Below are 233 nucleotides of genomic sequence, written 5' to 3'. Positions count from 1 at the left end.
GGGCGGCAACGTGCTGCTCAAGTACCTGGGCGAAACCGCTGGGGACTGCCCGCTGCTCGGCGGCGTCGCGGTGTCGGTGCCGTTCCGCCTGGACGAGTGCGCCGACCGCATCGGCCTGGGCTTTTCCCGGGTCTACCAGGCGCACTTCATGAAGGCCATGCTGGCCTACGTGCAGGACAAGCAGCGGCTGTTCGGCGAGCAGGGCCAGGCGGAAGGCCTGGCCGCCCTGCAAC

At 70.0% G+C, this 233-nt stretch carries 1 pseudogene; it reads left to right on the top strand.

The window, feature by feature from the left end:
- Nucleotides 1–233: pseudogene (locus ACLJNW_RS28795) on the top strand (hypothetical protein); the annotation flags it as partial.

Source organism: Salmonella sp. SAL4457, assembly GCF_046548235.1.
Classification (GTDB): domain Bacteria; phylum Pseudomonadota; class Gammaproteobacteria; order Enterobacterales; family Enterobacteriaceae; genus Salmonella; species Salmonella enterica.
This window is presented reverse-complemented; position numbering and strand designations above follow the sequence as displayed.